At 38.1% G+C, this 19,493-nt stretch carries 19 protein-coding genes; 8 read left to right on the top strand and 11 right to left on the bottom strand.

The annotated features are described in order from the left end of the window. From N1I80_RS03620 to N1I80_RS03610, 3 genes are read left to right on the top strand one after another with little or no spacing between them, the layout of a single operon-like run. Positions 1-1,230, top strand: a complete 1,230-nt coding sequence (locus tag N1I80_RS03620; RefSeq protein ID WP_340736594.1) for a Ger(x)C family spore germination protein — start codon at positions 1-3, stop codon at positions 1,228-1,230. A 5-nt stretch (positions 1,231-1,235) separates the two neighbouring features. Beyond that, positions 1,236-1,469, top strand: coding sequence for a hypothetical protein (locus N1I80_RS03615; protein WP_340736593.1), 234 nt, complete (start codon positions 1,236-1,238; stop codon positions 1,467-1,469). A 23-nt stretch (positions 1,470-1,492) separates the two neighbouring features. Beyond that, positions 1,493-2,581: a GerAB/ArcD/ProY family transporter gene (locus tag N1I80_RS03610; RefSeq protein ID WP_340736592.1), complete on the top strand. Its 1,089-nt coding sequence runs from the start codon at positions 1,493-1,495 to the stop codon at positions 2,579-2,581. A gap of 422 nt (positions 2,582-3,003) precedes the next feature. Here N1I80_RS03610 and N1I80_RS03600 read toward each other — a convergent pair whose 3' ends face one another. Together N1I80_RS03600 and N1I80_RS03595 are read right to left on the bottom strand one after the other, a co-directional pair. Continuing rightward, positions 3,004-3,360: a GNAT family N-acetyltransferase gene (locus N1I80_RS03600; protein WP_340736591.1), complete on the bottom strand. Its 357-nt coding sequence runs from the start codon at positions 3,358-3,360 to the stop codon at positions 3,004-3,006. Positions 3,361-3,632: 272 nt separating this feature from the next. Continuing rightward, positions 3,633-4,856, bottom strand: a complete 1,224-nt coding sequence (locus tag N1I80_RS03595) for an MDR family MFS transporter (protein WP_340736590.1) — start codon at positions 4,854-4,856, stop codon at positions 3,633-3,635. 106 nt (positions 4,857-4,962) lie between these two features. On the opposite strand from N1I80_RS03595, the gene N1I80_RS03590 reads away from it, so the two are divergent. Beyond that, complete coding sequence (locus N1I80_RS03590; protein ID WP_340736589.1) at positions 4,963-6,612, top strand: ABC transporter substrate-binding protein; 1,650 nt, start codon at positions 4,963-4,965, stop codon at positions 6,610-6,612. Positions 6,613-6,741: 129 nt separating this feature from the next. On the opposite strand, the gene N1I80_RS03585 is transcribed toward N1I80_RS03590, so the two are convergent. The 9 genes from N1I80_RS03585 to N1I80_RS03540 all read right to left on the bottom strand — a co-directional run bounded on the left by N1I80_RS03585 (position 6,742) and on the right by N1I80_RS03540 (position 15,002). Beyond that, positions 6,742-7,083, bottom strand: coding sequence for a hypothetical protein (locus N1I80_RS03585; RefSeq protein WP_340736588.1), 342 nt, complete (start codon positions 7,081-7,083; stop codon positions 6,742-6,744). A 303-nt stretch (positions 7,084-7,386) separates the two neighbouring features. Continuing rightward, on the bottom strand, positions 7,387-7,860 hold the full coding sequence (locus tag N1I80_RS03580; RefSeq protein WP_340736587.1) for a DinB family protein: 474 nt from the start codon (positions 7,858-7,860) through the stop codon (positions 7,387-7,389). Between the two features lie 127 nt (positions 7,861-7,987). Then, complete coding sequence (locus N1I80_RS03575; protein ID WP_340736586.1) at positions 7,988-9,205, bottom strand: DUF1835 domain-containing protein; 1,218 nt, start codon at positions 9,203-9,205, stop codon at positions 7,988-7,990. 40 nt (positions 9,206-9,245) lie between these two features. Beyond that, positions 9,246-9,974 (bottom strand): Fic family protein, encoded by a 729-nt coding sequence (locus tag N1I80_RS03570; protein ID WP_340736585.1) that lies wholly within the window; start codon positions 9,972-9,974, stop codon positions 9,246-9,248. A gap of 271 nt (positions 9,975-10,245) precedes the next feature. After that, positions 10,246-11,112 carry an aminoglycoside phosphotransferase family protein gene (locus N1I80_RS03560; protein ID WP_340736584.1) on the bottom strand — a complete coding sequence of 289 codons (867 nt, stop codon included), beginning with the start codon at positions 11,110-11,112 and terminating at the stop codon, positions 10,246-10,248. Between the two features lie 56 nt (positions 11,113-11,168). Beyond that, a complete protein-coding gene (locus N1I80_RS03555) occupies positions 11,169-12,122 on the bottom strand; it encodes an alpha/beta fold hydrolase (RefSeq protein WP_340736583.1) in 954 nt (317 codons plus the stop codon). A 313-nt stretch (positions 12,123-12,435) separates the two neighbouring features. After that, entirely contained in the window at positions 12,436-13,311 is an 876-nt protein-coding gene (locus tag N1I80_RS03550) for a radical SAM/SPASM domain-containing protein (protein WP_340736582.1), read from the bottom strand. Between the two features lie 88 nt (positions 13,312-13,399). Then, positions 13,400-14,053, bottom strand: coding sequence for a M48 family metallopeptidase (locus N1I80_RS03545; RefSeq protein WP_445683685.1), 654 nt, complete (start codon positions 14,051-14,053; stop codon positions 13,400-13,402). A 16-nt stretch (positions 14,054-14,069) separates the two neighbouring features. Next, positions 14,070-15,002 (bottom strand): MBL fold metallo-hydrolase, encoded by a 933-nt coding sequence (locus tag N1I80_RS03540; RefSeq protein WP_340736580.1) that lies wholly within the window; start codon positions 15,000-15,002, stop codon positions 14,070-14,072. 454 nt (positions 15,003-15,456) lie between these two features. On the opposite strand from N1I80_RS03540, the gene N1I80_RS03535 reads away from it, so the two are divergent. The 4 genes from N1I80_RS03535 to N1I80_RS03520 are packed head-to-tail and all read left to right on the top strand — an operon-like array spanning position 15,457 to position 19,418. Next, on the top strand, positions 15,457-16,542 hold the full coding sequence (locus N1I80_RS03535) for an iron-siderophore ABC transporter substrate-binding protein (protein WP_340736579.1): 1,086 nt from the start codon (positions 15,457-15,459) through the stop codon (positions 16,540-16,542). Continuing rightward, the gene (locus N1I80_RS03530; protein WP_340736578.1) at positions 16,535-17,575 is read left to right on the top strand and encodes a FecCD family ABC transporter permease; all 1,041 of its coding nucleotides are present in this window, start codon (positions 16,535-16,537) and stop codon (positions 17,573-17,575) included. The genes N1I80_RS03535 and N1I80_RS03530 overlap by 8 nt, the downstream gene beginning before the upstream one ends. Then, the gene (locus N1I80_RS03525) at positions 17,572-18,603 is read left to right on the top strand and encodes a FecCD family ABC transporter permease (RefSeq protein WP_340736577.1); all 1,032 of its coding nucleotides are present in this window, start codon (positions 17,572-17,574) and stop codon (positions 18,601-18,603) included. The genes N1I80_RS03530 and N1I80_RS03525 overlap by 4 nt, the downstream gene beginning before the upstream one ends. Then, positions 18,603-19,418 carry an ABC transporter ATP-binding protein gene (locus N1I80_RS03520; protein ID WP_340736576.1) on the top strand — a complete coding sequence of 272 codons (816 nt, stop codon included), beginning with the start codon at positions 18,603-18,605 and terminating at the stop codon, positions 19,416-19,418. Before N1I80_RS03525 ends, N1I80_RS03520 begins: the two co-directional genes overlap by 1 nt. Positions 19,419-19,493 lie beyond the last annotated feature (75 nt).

The following is a 19,493-nucleotide window of genomic DNA, read 5'->3' as shown; positions in this document are numbered from 1 at the left end:
ATGCATGAACTTTCGAAAGGAGTTTTTAATGTGAAACGGGTGATGGTATCCTCATGTTTACTCATTGCCATAGCTCTAATTATGTCTGGTTGCTGGAACAAGCGAGAGCTCAATGAATTTTCAATCGTCGCAGCTGTTGGAATTGACAAAGTAGAAGATGACTATGAAGTTTCGGTCCAAATCGTTAATCCTAGTGAAATATCTTCAAATAAATCGAATGGAGGGCGCATGCCATTTGTTTTATACCATGCAAAAGCAGAAACCTTATTTGAGGCGATTAGAAAATTGTCAACCGTCACCCCAAGAAAACCATATTTCTCTCATGTTGGGATTATGGTTTTAGGCGAAGAATTAGCAGTGGAGGGAATTGATCAAAAACTAGATTTATTTATGAGAGACCAAGAAATGAGATCAAACTTTTTGGTTGTCGTGTCGGATCAATTACCAGCAAAAGAAATATTAGGAATCTTATCACCACTCGAAAAAATCCCTGCAAATACAATGTATAACTCACTTAAAAATTCATCAGAAGTATGGGCATCCTCTTCACCAACTCGATTTGATGAGTTAATTAAAGACCTTGAGAAAACAAATGGAAATACCGTTTTAACAACTATTCGTATTAATGGTGACCCTTCAAAAGGCACAAGTAACGCCAATGTGGAGAAGACCATCCCTCCTGCCATCTTGTACTACTCAGGATTGGCTGTATTCAAGAATGGAAAAATGGTTGGCTTATTAAATGAAGAGGAAAGTAAGGGTTATACCTACATTAAAGATAAAATTAAAAGCACAGCAACTATTATTGCATGCCCCGAAGGCGGAAATATTACAACAGAAGTGAAGAGCTCTAAAACGAAAGTAAAAGGTGAAATGGCGAACAAAAAGCCACGCATTAAACTAGACATCCAATCTAATCAAACTGTAGCAGAAGTAGATTGCCCGATTAACTTGGAAAAAAAAGAAACAATTGCTGAGCTAGATAAAATATCAAGTGAAACACTCACAACAAATATTACAAATACACTTGATACCATTCAAAACAAGTATAAAGCCGATATATTTGGGTTCGGTGAAGTTATTCATCGTTCAAATCCCGAAGCTTGGAAGAAGTTAGAGAAGGACTGGGAGCAGATTTTCCCAGAACTTGAAGTACAAGTAAAAGTAGATGTGAAAACAAAAGGATTGGGCACCATTATAAACACCATACCAAAAAAACAGAGGGAGTAAACGACATGTGGATGAATTTAGGGATAGTCATCGTAGCCGCTGGAATATTCGTCACCGAAGCCCCTACCCTCTTAAAGAAAGGAAATATAAAAGAATTCCGGGTGTTCTTTGTTCTTCTCTTATTCGCAACAAGCTTGAGTATTGCAGTTAATTTAAAAGTAGCCGTTCCGAACCCAATCGATTGGATTGAATTCGTTTATAAGCCCATTACAGACTGGTTGCAAGCGACTTTAAAATGAGATTTAAATAAGGTAGGTAGACAATGGAAACCATAAAAATAAGCGTTCGCCAATTTACTATTTTAGTCATTTTATTTTTAATCGGCTCTTCCATTTTAATTGTGCCTGGAATTATAGCCCAGGAAGCAAAACAAGATGCGTGGATAGCCGCTATTCTTGGTGTAGTTGTTGCTCTATTATTAGTTAAATTATACAATGTCGTTGGAAGTATCGAACCATCAATGACCCTTGTTGAAATGAATGAAAAATTGCTTGGCAAATGGATTGGAAAAATTGTTACGATTTCTTTTCTTTTCTTTACAATAGTCGTTTCCGGAGAACTTCTCTACTTTGTGGGTTCTTTCATGCAAACACAACTTATGCCAGAAACACCACTTTTAGCTTTCAATTTGTTATTTATTAGTGTTATTATTATGGGTGTACGTTACGGATTAGAAACAATTGCTCGTTCTGCGGAAATCATTTTCCCTTGGTTTATCTTGCTATTCTTACTAACTGTTTTCCTCCTTTCTCCTAATTTCGATTTTGCAAACACTCAACCCATATTAGAAACAAAGATGAAACCAATGATATACGGCATGCTCCTCTTTTTAAGTATTTTTTCATTTTCACCAGTTGTACTATTAATGATTTTCCCTATTGCCGTGAATGACTCACAACAAGCAAAGAAAGCTCTTTTTAAAGGAACGCTCATTGCTGGAATTATTTTGGTTATCATTGTTATGCTTACTATTGTGGTCTTAGGTGCAGAGACGACTTCAAAACTAATGTACCCTAGTTATTCTTTAGCAAAAAGAATTGAAATAGGGAATTTTTTACAAAGACTAGAAATGTTTATAGCATTTATGTGGATCATAACAATCTTCTTTAAGCTTCTCATCTATTTTTATGCATCCGTCATAGGGCTTGCACAATTAGTAAACATAAAAGAGTATCGACCACTAACGCTGCCTTTAGGACTACTCATTGTTGTCCTTTCTGTCATTGTACATCCCACTACTGTTGACTCCATGCAATACAATAAAGGTGCTTGGTTACCTTTTGGTGCTACATTCGGCATACTACTCCCTTTATTACTGTTAGTAATAGCGAAAATTCGTAAAAAGATGTAGGGTTCCACCACAATTTCGGTCCTTCAATAAACCGTTTTTTACGGGTCTTGCACCGTTAATTTATTCGTAAAATAGCGGAGAGGAATAAGTGTGAATGTAGTTACATCGCTCAGGCGAAGGCACGCTAGTAAACATTTTATATGAGTATCAACAACATGTGTAAATAAGTATCCTCACAAATTCCTGAAGGGTTTTAGGAATATTTACATGTGGATAGATACGCTGGTTACAATGAGTTGCCCAATGCTAAATTGACTGTTTGTTGAGAGCATTTGCGTTAGAAATTTGACGATGCCTTAAAGGCCATACTTGTAAAGGACCACAGTCACTCAAACATTCATGTTAATTAGAACTTACACGTTTGAATGAGCGACTGGCACTGTTCACTTAATCCAATTACATAGTAAAGACGTATTCCCCTATTAAAAAATTCTCCAATAATATAATTCTTCCGTTTCCTTATATATTTCTGCCCCTACCTTTTCTAGTACTCTATGAGATGCAATATTATCTTTTTCGGTATCTGCGATTATATACCGAACATTAGGTTGACTTAGCAGCCAACCTTTTATTCTAGTCATAGTTTCTGTCATGTGGCCATTTCCTTGATACGTAGGGTGTGTGTAATAACCGATTATTACTTCACCATTTTTATTTGGTAAGCCTTTTAGCATTATGCCGCCAATTATACAATTGTTACCTTCAGAAACGATTAGCCAATTTGTATTCCACAAATAACTTTTCTTATCATTGACTACCTTTGTAAGTCTATATTCCATAGCTTACCTAAGCTCCTCACTAAGAATTCCATCCGAATGACTTAGTGAAAACTTGAATTCCATCATTTATACACTCCTATCATAATTTGCGTCTTTCAAATAGACAAATAGACAAATAACAAATTTATAAATAGGTATAAGTTATTGGCAGCGGCTCCCATGAAATAATCTCCATAACAGAAAAGGAAACCACACATTCATCTCCAATAAAAGTATGCACTGTTAATTCCAACAATCAGATATTTTTTGTGCAAGTTCACTGGCGTTTTTTGCTAACTAACGGGTTTTCTTATAAACAAACCCGTATACAAAAGGAAAGTACCAACCATCAATATAATACCGATATAAACAGACATCATTGTAGGGATTAAATAAGCGCCTATAATAATCGTCGAACGGGCAATTAAGTCTGCTCCACTAAATGAAATGTTCGAAAAGGCCGAGTAAGAACCTCGTTTATCCACTGGAATCATATTTGCTTGCTCTGCATTACGTACAGGTGAATAGATGAGTTCGCCAAGCGTAGCAATTAAATTAAATAACAACAATATGTACCAAACATTTGCTGACATAACGGTAATATAACCGATACTATAGACAATAAGACCAATCAGCAATACTTTTTGCTTGCTGAAACGATCCGTAAACTTATTGATTATAAACGTAAAGCAGACAACGAGCAGCATGTTTTCGATATTAAGAATACTTAGCATACGTACACCCGCCACTTCAAATCCACCAATATATATGGATTCAAATGATTCTGCTAGCCGAACCCCAATATAGCTATTTAAAGAAAATTCCGCCGCAAAGATGAACATGGAGCCGAGTACGACTTTGACAAATGGACTATCTTGAAAGGCAATTTTATAACTTTGGATGACATCCAACAACACATTCTGATGTTGCTTTTCAAACTGAATTGTCTGTTCATCAATCAACCAGATTTTATAAGCAATCGGCAAGATTATCGAAGTAATTGTTAGGAATGCGAACAACTCAATTTGATGATTTACATACAACAGGCCACCAAGGGCAGCCCCAATTGCCAACGATAAATTCACAAGCCAATAATCCAGCGCATAAATGGCTTTCCGATTATCAGGCGTGGTCGAATCCATAATAAGGGCATGCATAGCCGGTCGACCAAGACTACTCGTGACGACGTAAAGTACGTAAGCAATTGCAAATAGCCAAATAATATTTTTTGGGGGATATAAGCTAATTGTCATGACCAAAAACATACACGCGCTTGCCAATGAACTGAGGACCAATACTCTTTTACGTGGAAAGCGATCGGAAATATAACCACCAATCAAATTAATAAAAAAACTAACGACGACTGTAAATAATAAAAAGACACCCGCCCAAACTTTGCTTATTTCCTGCGCAAAAAATAAGGCCATAAACGGCATGACCGCCGACGAGACAGCACGATTAAAAAAAGATGTGACTAAACGAACTTTAAGATTTTGTGGATAGTCTTTCCAAGTCATGTTGTTAACCCCCTCTGTCTTTTGTAGAATCAATGTTAAACTAGACGTACAAAATAAAAAATGGACAACATTAATATATATGTCTACTTTTCAAAAGGAGCGAATAATGGATACATACTTATTAACTTTATGGAGATCGGTTCCATCCGGTACTATCAAACAAAAAGAACTAGCAGAAGTGCTCCATTTAAGCACTAAACAAACAGCACGTTATATACAAAAATGGTCTACAGAAGGATGGCTAACGTTTACTTCAGGTCTTGGTAGAGGTAATGTATCTACGCTTCTGTGGCTAAAAAATGTAGAAACTATTTTTGAAGAGCAGGTTACGAGGATGATTGTTGAAGAACCCGTTGAACTCAGTAGAAAATATTTGGAATTAGATTGGTCAGCTGATAGTAAACAGCGTTTACTGAATACATTTCGTTCGAAATTTGGCTATCTTCAAACGTCCAATGACAAACTTGTTATTCCGAAAAGACACTCCTTTTTGACGATGCATCCCTTGGAAGCTGCCGATGTTGGCAGCGCGAATATCGTTGCGAATATCTTTAATCGACTCGTTGCTGTCGACGAACAAGGCAACATCCTACCTGAACTTGCTCATAGCTGGGATATGACTTCATCTAAACTTCGATTGTATGTAAAAAAAGATGTGCAATTCCACGATGGGTCTATATTAATTGCAGAAGATATCGTCACTTGTTTAAACGAGCTACGTAATCATCCACAGTTTCAAGAGTTGTGGGCACCCATCCAACATATCAACACGCCTGCTCCATTAGTCATTGATATTCACTTCCCAGATGGTTGTAGCTATTGCTTGCATATGCTCGGAACAATGAATGCTAGCATTTATAAAGAACGTAAAGATTCACCGCTTGGCACAGGTTGCTTTTATGTCCGAGATGACCATGAGTCGAAAACAACTTTAGTCGCTTTTAAAGATTACTTTGGCGAAAGGCCTTTAATAGACCTTGTGGAATTTGTGCAAGTACCTGAAGACTTTGAAGTTATGTACCGATCAGCAACACAGATAAAAGACCAACCAACCTTCCAAGTGAAAAGTGATTCCGGCTTTGGCGTTGTCATCATGAATTCATTTCGTAATTCAGCCATTCGACGCAAGGAAATCCGTGATTATGTACATTATGTCATCGCAAAGCATCGCCATCATATTAGCCAAGTTGACGCTCGTACATTACCGAACAACCAAGGTTGTCTCATTGGGCATAGTCAAACCTATCCAATCCCTAAAGTGAAACGACCAGAGTTCTCCACACCACTCGTGGTGAAAATAGTGAATTACATGCAAAAAACAACGATGTGTCTAAAAGAAGTATTGGAAAAAGAGGGAATTCCTATTGAATTAAAACAAGTCTCTTTCGCGGACAATCTTTATGATGACTCCGGCAACCAATCGATTGATCTCTTTATTCACGGTGAAATATTCGAGATGAATCAAAACTTCTCATTTTTCCAGTTTCTCAAAAATGGATATTCACCATTAGCAGCTATTTTGAAAAATGAACCAACACTAAACCGTTATCTAGCTGACTATGCACATACCCCCTTTGAAGATTGGACAACCTTAAATCTGAAGGTCGAGAGAGCATTGCTTGATGCCTCTATAATGATTCCGTTATATTATGCCAAACGTCAAATTCCATTCTCTGCCGATTTGATGAACATCAATATAAAACATTTTGGTTATATTGATTTTTCTAAGGTCTGGGTGAGGCCGACTATCGAGTAAAAAAGTACCTAGTTCTGGAACAATTCCAATGAAGCCGTTTTAGAAATAGAAAAGTAGCAATCGCATCTAAGAATAGATGTGATTGCTACTTTTTGTGTCCGTGGCGTATTTCAACTACCTCCAACTAATTCACCTAACCCACTTCAACTGTGCTTCATGATCTGATGTCTTGATCGTTAGCAAGTCAATCAATTTTCGTTGATGCAATAAAATTTCTTCAAATCGAATATCGTTTTCTTTTAATTCATGGATATCGATTTTCATATCATCTACTGTTTCTTTCACGGCAGCAAGTTCTTGACGTGATTCCAACACAGCTTGTTTAATCAATTGAATATCCGCAACATCCGCTTTCGTCGCTAGCTTTGATAGATCTTCTTTGGTTGCCATATTCGTAATGTCTTCTTTGGTCGCCATTTGTTTACGCATTTCATTTAGTTCGTTTTTTATTTCTTGTAAAACTGCATCCATTCCTTTTCCTCCCTTCTTTTAAATTCAAGTATTTCCTACAGTATAACATGATTTCTTATAACAAATAAGGAACTCTTGTTCTCATTTATTATAATCTATACTTTCAAAAAACACAATAAAAAGTTCCCATATAAATTGATTTGGTATATTCAGAACCAAATTCCTTTCTATATAAGAAAAGGTCGATTGAATGAGCGTCTAGTGTTATGGTTTAGATCTAAAAAAGCCGATTCTCTACTTATGAAAGAGAACCGGCTTCTTAGTTATTGTCGCAAAGTTAAAACAAATTGTTTGTACTATTTCTTATCCTTGCATTTCCTTTGTAGGTCCCATTATCGGTGGTACTGTTAAACCCGCTTGACGTAGAAGAACCGTCATTTGCCCGCGGTGGTGCGTTTGGTGATCGATGAGTCCGCGCAATAGCTTTCCGCGTTTCGTTTCCCCTGTAAAGCTCATAACCACTTCCAGCAAGTCTTCGTCGGTAAGTTTCGCTGCTTCTTCCTTAATCGCGTGTGCAACCGCCTCATATGCTTGGGAAATTTCTTGAACGCTTGTTGGTTGTAGATCATTTCGTCCGGGTCCCTGCACTTTTAATCCAGCAAACTGACCAAAAGCACCTGCCGCTCCGACTAAATGCCAAGCTAACCAGCCGAGTGTACTATGATTCTCCACAATGGATTGATCAAGCTTTTCATCGGTCATTGCCTTAATTACATTGGCGGTTCCTTCATACGAAACAGTCCAGTCTTCTAAGAAATCCTCTACTTTACGATACATATCCGTCCACCCCTTGATTTAATTTTAGTACCAAACAAATTGTAATGATTGATATTCTGATTGTCCAATTTTCTATCTTCTACGCAATAAACCATGAATGGTGTCCTAACTAATTAACGCCGACGAATCACCGAAGTTTCACACTGTAGTGCCTCATTGATTTGGGAATTCCTTTTAACCCAAGTGCCCCGCTGTAGACTAAATACCGAATCCGATATTCTAAAAAGAAAATATCAATACGCACATCCATTCTATCTACTATTTCTCCAAGTACGTTTCCAGTTTTGATAAAATCTTTCGTTCCTTGCTGGTCATGTAGTTTTTCCAGAGTTTCAAGGATAAGTGGATCATAATAAGATTCTGGTACACCTTGAATTTTATCATCTATCCATAAACGCAAAACATCCTTCGTTTGGGCAAGCTTTTCCCATTCTCGATGAAATTGACGACGCTTGTTATCAGCCAATGGTCTGTTATCTTTATTACTCACATAAAATGTTCTTAAAATTTCCGAATCCATTTGACTAGTATAGAAAATAGGTGGTTCTTCTATAGATGTATTATATCTCTCATAAAGTTCCGTAGTGTTCACAAGAAAAATCTCATTTGTCTTATCTCGAAATAAATAGAGGTAAAAACGAAGAGCTGTTTGTTCATTTGCATTATTGCCATACCAAATATAGATTGGAATATGATTGGCTATATCTTCAATCTCACGCAATGTATTGCTCACTTTATTTTCATATTCATAATCATCGTTCTCATAGTTAATATTTTCTGCTAGCCATTCTGTGCGGAAGCTTTGACCCGCCTTTTCGTCTAATTTCCACAATGGTCCAATCGAAAAAGAGTCTGAAAATCCAATAACTGTATTAGGTTTTTTAAGTCCAAATCTTAAAGAACCCGCTGCAGATTCTGAAGTAACGATATGAACTGCACCTAAATGATTCTCTTGGTCCTTTACCTGTCGTACCTTCTGAATATGTTTATTGATTTCTTCTACCATCTCGTTCATACTATCTTGATTGATAAAATATCCTCTTCCTTCAATCGGCTGACTTTCTCGATGGTCGAACGCCCCAAAATCGTCTTCATGATTGATTTCAAACGTCTCGCACTTATATAAGCCATCCATAAAATCCAATATTGTTACATATTGTGGTGTTTCGATGTGATAAACAAAAACAATATTCGGTTCCGCTAGAAAGTAGATAAATGAATCATTGACTTTCGTTTTAATGAAAATCAGCTCCGTTTTTCGTAATTTGTTGAGGTGACATCTGCTCATACTTTCACGTTTTAATAAGCATTTGGCACTGAACAACAAAAAGAACAAGATTCGCATGATACCGTCTCTTGATCTTCTTTCAATTCTTTTTTGCCAACTAGCCAGCGACACTTACATACAAATCGAGTGTATGATTGACTTCTGTTTTGATTAGTTCAATGAAATCGAAGTAATCATCTGTCGTATGTGCTTTGTCGAGTGCATCGTAGTAGGCAAGTCGATTTTCTGTTTTGATAATGATTGGTGGAAATCCAGCTTTCATAAGCTCTAAATTAAGTAGCAGTCTAGCGGTACGTCCGTTACCATCTATAAACGGGTGAATACCTACAAATATCACATGAAGCATAGCAGCTCGCTCTACAGGATGTAATTTTTGCGCCGCACCGTCATGCCACTTCATGAGCCCTTCCATCTTCTCTTGTATCTGTAATGATGCTGGCGGAACATGTACTGCACCGGAGATAAATACTTGTTGGTCTCGATATTGGCCTGCGTATTCATCGTCAATTCCTTTCAGGATAAGCCGTTGCAAATTTTTAATTTGCCATTCCGTAAGCGGTTCACCCTGCCCAACGATTTCTTCTACATACAAAATTGCTTCCCGATGATTAATCACTTCAAGGTGTTCTCTCATTGTTTTTCCACCCACTGTAATGCCCTCAAGAACAACTTTTGTCTCTTTTAACGTTAGCGTATTGCCTTCAATCGCATTGGAATGATAGGTCCACTCCAATAATAGTTTTTCTCTAAGGCTTTTCAATGTGTGGGAAGATAAAGGCCGTTTACTATCCAATAAATTCTTTTTCTCATCAATTTCTTTGAACATTTTTCTCACCTCGATTTTTTTTACTATCTACAATCATGCGCTTTACATTTTCAACTTTCACCGTCTATCTAAAATTATACACTTTATGTTCCCCATTCTCTGATGATAACCTTAAAATATTCTCATCTTCAGGTATTCCCTCAAAATAAGCACTAATACAACCTGTTGTATACTCGCGTCCGGATAGTAAAATATTGGATTATTCCCCATCATACTACCTTCTTTAGATTTGATTATAATAAAAGGAAGGAGAAAATTAATTCCCTTCCTTTTATATTGTAAACTCAAATTCTTTTATGAATGGATTATTTGTTAGTAGACCTCTTACTCTCTTTATTGTGTTCGGTTCTTTGGGTACACCACCGCTTCTATGAAGCAAAATCCATCTGAGGCAAGCCAACGCCTCAAAAATCTCAAGCTCTTTCTTTGGAATTTCATTTTTCAGTAGATAAGCAGAACAAAACACATTTGCGGAATTCTCAGAGACGTATATTTTCAACAAAGTAAGTGACCAGGCGAAATCATATCTGGGATCCCCTAATTGTCCGTTCGTCCAATCGATTACGATGTATCGGTCATTTTTCTCCAATATATTTCTTAGATGAAAATCACCATGAATAATATGTTCTTGATTGATTTGGGTTATTTGAACGAGAGAAATCAAAGCATTATTTATGTCGGCGTGTTCTCTTACTCCAGGAAAAAAGTAGTCGATGAAATCGCGCTTAGGAACTTGAATATTCTCAACTTCTCCGACCTTAACCTGATGTATTTTTGATAGGATGTTCGCAATCTCCATCATTTTCTTTTTATTCACATTCAGAACCGGCATTCCATCAAATGTTGTTAACAACACCTGATCCCCGTTCGGATTTATCCCCCAACCAAATGGTTTAGAGACTGCTAATCCTTGTTCAAATAGGATATTCAATAAATGATATTGGAAGCTAATATTAGGTTTAGAGTTCTTATTCCACACTTTCAATACAAAGCTATCTTTATCTGAACATATCTTCATGACCTCGGCTTCAAATCCATGATCCATCGGTTCAGTCGTTAAGGTATCTTCTCGATTTAACAATTCATCCATCATTTCATTTTTCTCTACCCAATCTACTATCCCTATAGGACTTATCAAAAAAATCATTTCCCCTTTCCTTAGTGAATGACAACTGATACCATTCACATGTTCGTTTAAATAACGGCTAACACACCATCATCCAACTGTCTTACAGCATTCCTTATCGTCTCGATTACTAATTCCGGGTTTTCTAAATGTATGGAATGATTATTGTTAGTTTTAATGTGCGATGTATTATTTGTCAGATTACAAAAAAGTTTTTGATGTTCTATCCAAGTTGCTTCTATATTATTCGAACTTATAATCGTTACGGATAAGTCTTCATTCAACGGTTCGGAGTTTACGAGTTGCAAAGCTGATTTTTCACTATATAGAAACTCCTTAAAAACAGCTTCATAAGATTTTGGATGGTAGCCTATATGCTTAATATACTTCTGATAGGGTTCTGGTAGCTGTTTTCTCCCAACTGGAAGCTTTAATAATTTTGGCAGCCCCAAACCACTAGTCAAATAACCAAACTTGAATGTGTTCAAGTTTTTCTTATGAACTTTCCTTCGAATAGTGTCCCACTCACTACTCAAATATCTATTTTCATGAACAGCATCAATTAAGATTAGCGATGCTACTTTACTTGGATGTTTACTAGCAAACAATCGCATATTGAGGCCTCCAAAAGAATGCCCTACTAGGATATATGGTGGCTTTATTTGAAGTTTCTCCAGTATTTCCGATAGGTCATCTACAACATCTTCGCTTGTGTATGGTTGATCTGTTGCAGAGCTCCAACCATAACCTGCTCTATCAAATGAAATCACCCTACAGAATTTAGATAATTGAGGTTGAATAGTACACCAATCGATTGAGCAGCAGCTCAATCCTGCATCTAGTATTACAGTACATGTAGATTCTTCATATTCAGAAATAACAGTATGAACGACCCTATCTTTGATTTTTACTAACTCTCCTATTTCACTTACCTTATTCTTTTTACTAACATACATGTTTGCTAATGTAAATGGAAAACCAACTACCTCTAATGTAGTCTTAATGAACTTTTCGGTCTTCATATATTCCCTCCTATACAAGGGAAATAATACCACATTACCACTTTGATTTCCTTTTAATTATTGAAATTTCATAAAAATCGCGAAAGTTATTAAATAGAAATCATCGATATTTTAGGAGGCCAATCGCTTGGGAAGAAGAAACACTAATACACACGGAACTGATTTTCTTTTCCCAGCTTAATAGCGAAAAAAATATAAACCATAGGCACTCTTTTCATCATTTGAAAGAGTATCTATGGTTTTAATTTGAAATCAGGCACTTTTTTAGTATTACAAACCAGTAACGCTCAAATACAATTCAGGTGAATACTCATTAAACGCCAAATTTCTGTCTAAATCCACACTTCCTACACATTTCTTCAACCGCTTCTCTTCTCGAAAAACCATCGACAATATTATTGGCGCGTTCTCCATCGATAATATCAGAAAAAGATTTCTCTTTGACATTTCCTAAATTCATGACGCCCTCTCCATCCAGACAGCAAGGGACAACTGTTCCATCTACAAGAATAGCTGCTTGACTGCGAAGCGCATGACAAAATCCTTTGCCATCATCCTCAGGCGCCAGTAGACTAGGCCACTGGAATTCATGGTCTTGATTGAGATAGACGTTGTTCGTAATTTTCACGCCTTTACCTGGCTGTACTTTTTCTTCAATCTTGAAGTCTAAGCTATACTCATTCTCCAAAATCTCTAATGTTTCACGGTTTCTTCTCTTCGCTAAATCGTTTCTATGTTCTTGTTGAAGATTCCATAAGCGATATGAAATAATCGTATTATACTCTTTAGCCTCCCGTACAAAATCAAGAATATCGCCCAAGTACTTTTCCCGATTTTCAGAGCCTTCATGTCCGTCAAAACTATGTAGCGAAAAGTTAATTTGACGCAATGCTGGTTTACCTAGTAATTTCTTGGCATTCTTTTTAATAAGCGTTCCATTCGTCGTAATATTCACTTTAAATCCCTTAGCGTGAGCAGCATCCAATAATTGATCGACTCTTGGATGCATGAGAGGTTCACCTTTCACATGAAGATAAATATACTTCGTGTGGGGACTAAGCTGATCTAAAATATCGTTAAATGCATCTAGTTTGATAATCTTTGCTTCTCGAATCGTCGGTGGACAGAAGCTACACGCAAGATTACACACGCTTATAATTTCAACATACACTTTTTTAAATGTTTTCAATGCTTATTCACCATTCCAGTTCTTTATTTATTCAATATATCCTTATACACTTTAACAAAGTTTAATAGCCTTTAGGGGTAAAACTTTGTTATAGCAACATTAAATGCCCATACCTCGCTAAATACGCTTCCTTCTCTTTATAATCTGGCATAATGCTCCCCACGCGTCTCCAAAATGAACGATCATGATTCATATGATGGATATGACATAGTTCATGGATAACTACATAATCAATGACGTCAATTGGGGCCATTGCCAGCCGATAATTAAAGGCTAGATTTCGATCCGAACTACAACTCCCCCACTTTGCCTTAGACTCGATGATTTCAATCATTTTCGGGTTTACTTTTAGTTGTTTTTGATAGATTTTTACCCGTTCCTCTATAACACTCTTACAGCTGTTGATATAAAATCTCTTGAGATTTCTTTTAAGCGTCTCTTCATCTAATTCATTTATTTCAATTAATTCATGGAGAAAACGTTCAGTTCCAAGATATAAGAACTTCCCGTCAGCGTGATACTCCCTAGCCTTTGGGGTTTCCTTTGCAACACCAATTGCATGGATTTTCTCAAGTATCCATTTCCCTTTACTTTCAATTACACTGACAATCACTTCTTCGCTTGTACCTTTGGGAGCTTTCACGGTTATAAAACCAAACTGATCTATATGAATGGATAACTTCTTTCGCTTGCCATATTGAACATTACACGTAATCATTTCATTTTCAATTATAACTTTCAGTTCGTTCGTGCTCCCTTCAAGTAGAAGAAGTCCCTATCTTAATAGTTTCTCCAATTTTCATAATCGCTAATTTCTCGCTAGCTAGCTTTCTTTTATCCCATTCAGCCAGCAGTCGATCAAGTGCTTCTTTTGGTGTATCATCAGCTAACCGGTACGCACCATAATGCATCGGAATCATCACTTTAGAACGTGTATCAATAAAGGCTCTGATAGCGTCTTCAGGACTAACATGCTGGGTAGCCATGAACCATTCCGGCTCATATGCACCAATCGGCATTAGGCAATAATCAATGGCATACTTGTCCCCGATGTCATGAAAACCTTTGAAATAACCACTATCCCCCGCAAAATAGATAGTTTGACTGGTGTCCTTAACAATCCAACCGCCCCAATGTGAGTGATTTGTATCGGTTAGCGTTCTTCTTGTCCAATGTTGTGCTGGCATAAAAGCAATCAATAATCCAGCGATTTGATGCTCATCCCACCAGTTAAATTCCACAGTTTTACTGAATCCTTTTCGTTTAAACCACTGTCCAAGTCCAATCGGGACATAAAAGATTGGATCACCTTTCAGCCTTTTAATAGAAGAATAGCTTAGATGATCGTAGTGGCTATGTGAAATGAGGACGATATCGATTGGCGGCAAATCCCTTATCGACAGTCCTGGGGGTGTTAATCGTTTATCCGTACCAAGTCGTTTTGCCCACACTGGATCAGTCAAGATATTTAGTCCGTCAAGTTGAATCAAAAAAGTGGAATGTCCAATCCATGTGATTGTCGGGACCATCCGATTACGTTGTAAAAACGTTTCTTCCGTTTTTTCTACCAACGGCACTTGGAATGATAAATCTTTTTGTTTGCTTTTGCGTTCTTTTCGCCACTGTCGCAAATCTTTAAATGTGGAAATACCGGCACTTTTATCTGTATTTTCATAGCGCATCTTTTTCATGGATAGGCACCTCGATTGAATTCTTCTTATTTTCAGCTCAACTTCATGAGATTGAAGGAGACGAGCAACGAACTACCTACATGTTACCATAAGTGAGTAGCCTAGAATGTTTGGCATAATTCGATTTTGATTGCTATTTAACAATGATTTCTCAAGAATATAAAGCTCATATACACCACGTATTTTTGAGGCGAGATTAAACAATTATACCTCATCATAAACTTTTCATTGACACCATATCACAAGATATATATACTAGCGATAATGATTCTCATTATCAAATAAGTAAAGGAGACTACTAGAAAAACTCTCTAACATTATCATAAAGAAAACAGCAGGCAGAAGTATCTTTTATCAAAAAACTACATAAAACAATAATTTACGTAGTTTTTTTCGGTAAAGCGAATCAACAATCATTAAAAAATACAGTTCATGATAAGGAAGGTTACTCATAATGAATACAAAACGAAGAATTTCATTAACGGCATTAATCATTTCGACTGTGCTGATGCTACTACTAGTTGGTTGTTCAGATAAGCAATCAGGTTCAACACCGATTGAAAATTCTTCGGAAAGTGCTGAAACACCTACAACTGAAACAGCCGCTACTGAAGAGGAAAATTCCGACTATCCAATCGTAATCAAGCATGCGCTTGGTGAAACTGTAATTGAAAGCAAGCCTGAACGAATTGCAACAGTTCAATGGGCTAATCACGATATTGTTCTTGCCCTCGGAGTTCTACCTGTCGGTTTCTCGGCAGCGAATTTTGGTGTTCAGGATGATAGCGGACTTTTACCTTGGACAGCTAAAAAGCTTGAAGAGCTCGGCGTAGATGCTCCGAATGTTTTCCAAGATACGGACGGTCTTGATTTTGAGGCAATTTCAGATTCGAATCCAGATGTAATTCTTGCAGCTTACTCTGGTATCACACAGGAAGACTATGATCTTCTCAATAAAATCGCTCCAGTTATAGCCTATCCGACTGCTCCTTGGGCAACTACATGGCGTGAGCAAGTCACTTTTAATGCAGCAGGTATGGGTATGGCAGCAGAAGGCGAACAACTTATCAAAGATACCGAGGACATGGTTAATGAAAAGCTAAGCAAATATCCTCAGATTAAAGGCAAGAAAGTTGTTTGGGTCAACTTCTCGGCTGATGATATGTCTAAAATACACATTTATACACCTGTAGACTCTCGCGTCTCTTTCCTACACGAGCTAGGGATGGTTTATCCTGAAAGTGTTACGGAACAGATTACAGACCCTAACAGTTATTCCCTAAGTTTAAGTGCCGAGAATGCAGAGGCTCTTTACGATGCGGATCTATTAGTTGGCTATGGTAATGACGACTTATATCAAGCTCTTAAAGCCGACTCAGTATTCGGCAAAATCCCTGCAATTGAGAGAGGTTCTGTTGCGTTTATTGAGAGCGATACGCCTTTAGTAGCTGCTGGAACGCCAAATCCACTTTCGATATCTTATACGATTGACGAGTACCTAAAATTAATAGGAGGAGCTATTGACAAGTTAAATGAATAGTTCATCTGTTTTAAAAGTAAAACAGCTGCGCCCTCATATTCCAAAAAACTTTGCATTGGTTTTGCTAATTTGTTTTATTTTACTTGGCGTATGTGTGTTTGCCTCCTTAGTCTTTGGCTCTCGAATGATAGGTGTCAATGGAGTGATTGATGGTTTATTTCATCCCAGTATTGATTCATATGACGCAAACGTAGTTCGTAAGAGGATTTCCCGAACCATTTTCAGCTTATTTTGTGGTGCTGCACTTGGCGTTTCAGGGGCACTTATGCAAGCTGTCACTCGGAATCCGATTGCAGATCCAAGTATATTAGGCGTTAACACGGGCGCATCGTTATTTGTGGTTTGTGGAATTGCGTTTCTGAATATCAGTAGTGCGAATCAATATATATGGCTAGCTTTAGCCGGTGCAGCAATTACTGCTATTTTCGTATTTGGTATTGGCTCAATGGGGCGTAGTGGCGCCACCCCCATAAAGCTTGTTCTAGCGGGGGCTGCCACAAGTGCGGCCCTCTCTTCTTTAGTCGTTGCAATCATGATTCCACGCTCTCATGTCATGGATCAATTCAGGTTTTGGCAAGTGGGTAGCGTCGGCTCAGGAACCTGGGATGCTATTATTACTTTCTCTCCTTTTTTGATCATTGGAGCATTACTAGCTTTTCTTTCTGCACCAGCGCTGAATGCACTCGCACTAGGTGACGATGTTGCAACTGGATTAGGTGTCCGAACAGGAGTCTTGCGGCTTGTTGCGGCTCTTGGAGCGGTTCTTTTATGCGGTGCTGCTACAGCATTGGCAGGACCTATTGGCTTTATCGGGCTTTTATCGACTCATGTCATGCGTCTTCTTCTTGGCCCTGATCTGCGTTTTGTTATACCGATGTCCGCTATTTCAGGGGCAATTATTCTGACTATATCAGACGTATTTGGTAGGCTTATTGGGAGTCCTGGAGAACTTGAAGTCGGTGTAATTACAGCATTTGTAGGGGCTCCACTACTAATACTATTAGCGATGAGATCGAAAGTGAGTTCATTATGAAAAATGAAGCTGTCGAGTTTATTATAGCGGGTAGACGTCAAAGACAACGCCGATGGATACTAATTACCGGCCTTCTTACAATACTTGCCTGCATTCTTTGCTGTGCCATGCTTTTACTGGGGAACACCATTTATCCAGTGCGAGATGTCATCCGAGCACTTTCCGGGGAGCAACTCCAAGGTGTCTCCTTTGCAGTTACTACTATACGTCTGCCAAGAATGCTGGCAGGTCTTTTTGCTGGACTTGCTTTCGGGATTGCTGGAGACATCTTCCAGACGATGCTGCGTAACCCACTTGCGAATCCGAATGTAATCGGTATTACTACTGGCTCAAGTGCAGCGGCTGTGTTTTGCATAGTCGTGCTGCATGCAAGTGGAGCTGTTGTCTCCATTGCTTCGGTGGTTGCTGGTCTTGCCACCGTTATAATCATTTATCTATTATCCAGAGGAAAATCATTTTCCGTTGGGCGATTAATCCTTATTGGTATAGGCATACAAGCTATGCTTAACGCCGTAATATCCTATCTATTACTCATTGGCGCAGAACAAGATATTCCAGCAGCACTCAGATGGCTTAGCGGCAGCCTCAATGGCTCTCAAATGCATGAGCTTCCACCTCTTGTACTATCCGTGCTTGTCTTTTCGCCTATCGTTATCATGTTAGGAAAACGTCTAAGTATATTGGAGCTTGGGGAACAGTCCGCCACTTCTCTCGGAGTGAATACGGACAGGACAAGAATTATGCTTATTGTCAGTTCCGTCTGCATGATTTCTCTTGCTACTGCTACCACAGGCCCAATCGCGTTTGTTTCCTTCCTTGCCGGTCCAATCGCAAAAAGACTAGTCGGAACTGGCTTCTCTAATATAATTCCAGCAGGGCTTGTTGGCGCTAATTTAGTGTTGGCGGCAGATTTAATCGGACAATTTGCTTTTGAGGTTAGATTCCCGGTAGGCATCATAACTGGAATAATTGGAGCGCCGTATCTGATCTACTTACTAGTCCGAATGAATCGAAAGGGAGAATTATAATGAAACCGACACATATTTTTCAAGCCGAAGAACTTGTAGCAGGCTATGACAATAAAACGGTTATCGAAGAAGTAAGCCTTGTTATCCCGAGTAATAAAATAAGCGTTATTATTGGAGCAAATGCCTGCGGAAAGTCGACACTTCTTAAAACACTTGCAAGGCTCATAAAATCTACAGCTGGTGACATCACTCTTGATGGAAAGCCAATCGGCAAAATTCCTCCGAAACAATTGGCACGCGTTTTAGGACTACTCCCTCAATCTCCCATTGTTCCAGAAGGTATTTCTGTAGCAGATTTGGTTGGACGAGGAAGATTTCCACATCAATCATTGCTCGGCGGTTGGACAAAAAAGGATTATGAAGCAGTCGCCGAAGCTATGAGAATTATGAATATAACTGAGCTTGCTAATCGTGATATCGATGAGCTTTCAGGTGGTCAAAGACAACGTGTCTGGATTGCAATGGCACTTGCCCAACAAACGGACATTTTATTTCTCGATGAACCGACAACCTTTTTAGATATCACCTATCAAGTCGAGATTCTAGACCTACTTACAGACCTTAATCGAAAACATGGTACTACAATTGTAATGGTTCTTCATGATATAAACCTATCAGCACGTTATGCAGATTATATTTTTGCGCTTCGTAAGGGAAAGCTTATGGCTGAGGGAGAACCGTCAAAGGTGATAACAAGTACATTGGTTAAAGATGTTTTCGGTCTTAATTGCATTGTGGTAAAGGACCCGATTTCAGACTCTCCTTCTGTCGTACCAATAGGACGACATCATGTTAATCATGAACATACTTCATGAAATAAAGGCTAATACTGTGATAGTTCACGCCTGTTGATTTACCAAAAAGTAACTTAATCAAACACTAGGCACTCT

Origin of the sequence: Sporosarcina sp. FSL K6-3457, assembly GCF_038007285.1 — a bacterium.
In the GTDB taxonomy this organism is placed as follows: domain Bacteria; phylum Bacillota; class Bacilli; order Bacillales_A; family Planococcaceae; genus Sporosarcina.
The sequence above is the reverse complement of the archived record's forward strand: the minus strand, read 5'-3'. Positions and strand labels throughout refer to the sequence as shown.

Bases quoted from the DNA above. Each gene is read 5' to 3' on its own strand.
- N1I80_RS03620 (WP_340736594.1), top strand. From the start codon at position 1: ATGCATGAACTTTCGAAAGGAGTTTTTAATGTGAAACGGGTGATGGTA.
- N1I80_RS03615 (WP_340736593.1), top strand. From the start codon at position 1,236: ATGTGGATGAATTTAGGGATAGTCATCGTAGCCGCTGGAATATTCGTC.
- N1I80_RS03610 (WP_340736592.1), top strand. From the start codon at position 1,493: ATGGAAACCATAAAAATAAGCGTTCGCCAATTTACTATTTTAGTCATT.
- N1I80_RS03600 (WP_340736591.1), bottom strand. From the start codon at position 3,360: ATGGAATATAGACTTACAAAGGTAGTCAATGATAAGAAAAGTTATTTG.
- N1I80_RS03595 (WP_340736590.1), bottom strand. From the start codon at position 4,856: ATGACTTGGAAAGACTATCCACAAAATCTTAAAGTTCGTTTAGTCACA.
- N1I80_RS03590 (WP_340736589.1), top strand. From the start codon at position 4,963: ATGGATACATACTTATTAACTTTATGGAGATCGGTTCCATCCGGTACT.
- N1I80_RS03585 (WP_340736588.1), bottom strand. From the start codon at position 7,083: ATGGATGCAGTTTTACAAGAAATAAAAAACGAACTAAATGAAATGCGT.
- N1I80_RS03580 (WP_340736587.1), bottom strand. From the start codon at position 7,860: ATGTATCGTAAAGTAGAGGATTTCTTAGAAGACTGGACTGTTTCGTAT.
- N1I80_RS03575 (WP_340736586.1), bottom strand. From the start codon at position 9,205: ATGCGAATCTTGTTCTTTTTGTTGTTCAGTGCCAAATGCTTATTAAAA.
- N1I80_RS03570 (WP_340736585.1), bottom strand. From the start codon at position 9,974: ATGTTCAAAGAAATTGATGAGAAAAAGAATTTATTGGATAGTAAACGG.
- N1I80_RS03555 (WP_340736583.1), bottom strand. From the start codon at position 12,122: ATGAAGACCGAAAAGTTCATTAAGACTACATTAGAGGTAGTTGGTTTT.
- N1I80_RS03540 (WP_340736580.1), bottom strand. From the start codon at position 15,002: ATGAAAAAGATGCGCTATGAAAATACAGATAAAAGTGCCGGTATTTCC.
- N1I80_RS03535 (WP_340736579.1), top strand. From the start codon at position 15,457: ATGAATACAAAACGAAGAATTTCATTAACGGCATTAATCATTTCGACT.
- N1I80_RS03530 (WP_340736578.1), top strand. From the start codon at position 16,535: ATGAATAGTTCATCTGTTTTAAAAGTAAAACAGCTGCGCCCTCATATT.
- N1I80_RS03525 (WP_340736577.1), top strand. From the start codon at position 17,572: ATGAAAAATGAAGCTGTCGAGTTTATTATAGCGGGTAGACGTCAAAGA.
- N1I80_RS03520 (WP_340736576.1), top strand. From the start codon at position 18,603: ATGAAACCGACACATATTTTTCAAGCCGAAGAACTTGTAGCAGGCTAT.